Raw genomic sequence first — 2,555 nt, 5'->3', positions numbered from 1 at the left:
CGGGATCGGGGTAGACGAGTTGGCGGAAGGCTGCCCAGCGGAGATATGGAACACAGCGGTGTGGGAAGGTCGAGTCGGCGAGGGGGTCAAGCTTAACCGGCTTTTCTGGAACTTGTATCTGAACGGGCTGCACGACGGGTCGGATTCAGTGCGGGTGCGGGCGGAGGTGCTGACGGCTGGTGGGGTCGAGGCGTTTGATCGCGAGTTGGCCCTTCAGGCGAGTCGGGCGACGTACTTTGTCGATTGGGAGGCTGCGATCGGCGGTGTTCCGGGATGGCGGGTGGCGGGCGGCTGCCTGAGCACGGATGAAGGCGTTGGACCGGCGCAGCCGGTGCGGGTAAGGCCGGGCCTGACGGGACGATTCGAGGTGATTTTTGGGGTGCCGGACCGGGTGCTGAGCACTCGGCTGAAGGTCAGCGATGAGGAGTGGACGTATCCGTTTGTGGTCGATAAGTCGCACGCTGGGCTGTACCACAAGGCGCACAAGGAAGTGCGTTGGAAGACGGTGTCGCTGTCGGCGGATTCGGTCATCGAGATCGGCCCGAACCCCAACAGCGTGCGGAATCCGGAGCTGTATCCGTTCGGACGGATCGCGTATGTCAAGTTCGTGCCCGCTGTTGCGTCGGCGAACCGGGCGAAGGCGCGGTGGCCGGAGGGAAAGCTTGCATTCTATTTTGAGCCGTACTCGTGGTCGTTCTGCTATGGGCTGAATACGCCGGAGCAGGTTCGCGAGGTGGTCGGGCTGTTTCGTGAGATGGGGGCGGATGAGATTCACACGCATGTGATCCGGTTCGGGTCGCGGTCGCTGCACCACGGTCGGGTGGCCCAGCGGTGCGAGGGAAAGATGCCGGGCGACGATCAGACGCACTCGGGCGGCCCGGCGGAGATGGTGCGGTCGATCGATGTGCTGCGTGAGACGATCGCGGCATGTCGAGAGCTTGGCGTCAGGCACTACGCCAACGCCGGGTTGACGAACTGCTATCCAGGAACGGACCTGGAGGACAGGATCAGTCGCGAACATCCGGAGTGGAAGACGGACAACTGGATTTTGCGGTACAGTCATCCGGAGACGCGGGCTTACGCAGCGGCGATCGTGCGGGAGTTCGTCGAATGGGGTGCGGACGGGGTGTCGGTGGATTGCATGCGGTACCCGCACCACCACACGGAGCAGGATCTGGTGGGGCTTTTTGAGGCGATCCGTGAGGCGGTGGGCGAGGCGACGCCGGTCTGCGCGCGGATTCCCGCGGGCGACGTGGTGTTCTTTCGGGCGTTCGAGCCACTGGCCCGGAGCGGGATCGTTCGGTGCGTGATCCCGTCGAGGGATTCGCAGGCGATTCAGTTTTCGCTCAAGCCATATCTGCGGTTTAAGGACTTCGGTTGTAAGGTGTACGGGCGGGTGGACCCGTGGAAGACGGGCTTGTGGTGGGACAAGCAGAGCGGATATAGTTCGCTGCTGAGCGGCCCGTCGGAGGTCCGCCGGGACATCGCGCGGTTTCTGAAGGAAGGGGCGGATGGGATTTTCGTTTACCAGGCTGATCTGTTCGTGGCGGACGCCCTGACGCGGACGGTTTTGGACTGGAGAAGGTGGTGACGAAGAAAAAGGGGACATTCTACTTTTCCGGCCAATGGCTGACACGGGCAGAACCTGGGCCATCGCCATTTCAGAACCTATAGCCTTGGAAGCTCTCAGGAAAAGTAGAATGTCCCCTTTTCTTCTGATGGAGCATTGGCGAAAAAGTAGAATGTCCCCTTTTTTTGAGGGTCCGTATGTTTATCGACATTCACGTTCATGCGTATCGTCGGCCGTGGCCCTGGGTGGATGGTGAGGCGTTGTTTTCGACGCCGGAGGAGGTGTTGGCGCGGTATGACCGTTATGGGATCGAGCGCGGGGTGTTGTTGCCGCTGGTGAGTCCGGAAGTGTATTTGCCGCAGGCGAATGAAGAGATTTTGGAGATGGCTGAGGGGTATCCGGATCGATTTATTCCGTTCTGCAACATTGATCCGCGGGCGATCACGAATTCGGCTGATGCGCCGTTGGATTACATTCTGCGGCACTATCGCGATCGCGGCTGCAAGGGGATTGGCGAGGTGATGCCGAATCTGCCGTTTCTGGACCCGATGGTGCAGAATCTGTTCGGGCACGTGGAGGCGGTGGGATTTCCGCTGATTTTTGACATTACGACCGCGGTGGGGCAAGGGTACGGGTTGGTGGACGATGTGGGTCTGCCGCAGTTGGAAACGTGCCTTCAGCGGTTCGATCGGCTGAGCATTCTGGGCCACGGTCCGCCGTTCTGGGCTGAGATCGCGGAACTGGAGAAGCCCGGCGACCGGGCGGGGTATCCGAGCTATCCGGTGCGGGAGGAGGGGGTGGTGCCGAAGCTGATGCGGCGGTATCCGAATCTCTGGGGGGATTTGTCGGCGGGCAGCGGGTACAACGCGTTGGCCCGCGACAAGCGTTATGCCGCGAGGTTTTTGACGGAGTTCCAGGATCGGCTGCTGTTTGGGACGGACCTGTGCCGCCCCACCGATGAGCCGCGTCTGCCGGCATTGTTGAT

Annotated in this window: 2 protein-coding genes; both read left to right on the top strand. The window is 61.5% G+C overall.

The genetic code is table 11. From position 1 onward, the window contains the following. Positions 1 to 1,591, top strand: a 1,591-nt coding sequence (locus tag GXY33_19065; GenBank protein ID NLX07244.1) for a hypothetical protein, incomplete at its 5' end; no start/stop codon positions are given. 176 nt (positions 1,592 to 1,767) lie between these two features. Next, positions 1,768 to 2,555 (top strand): amidohydrolase family protein (locus GXY33_19060; GenBank protein ID NLX07243.1); only part of this gene is annotated, 788 nt, incomplete at its 3' end.

It is taken from the genome of Phycisphaerae bacterium, from assembly GCA_012729815.1.
Taxonomy (GTDB): domain Bacteria; phylum Planctomycetota; class Phycisphaerae; order JAAYCJ01; family JAAYCJ01; genus JAAYCJ01.
This window is presented reverse-complemented; position numbering and strand designations above follow the sequence as displayed.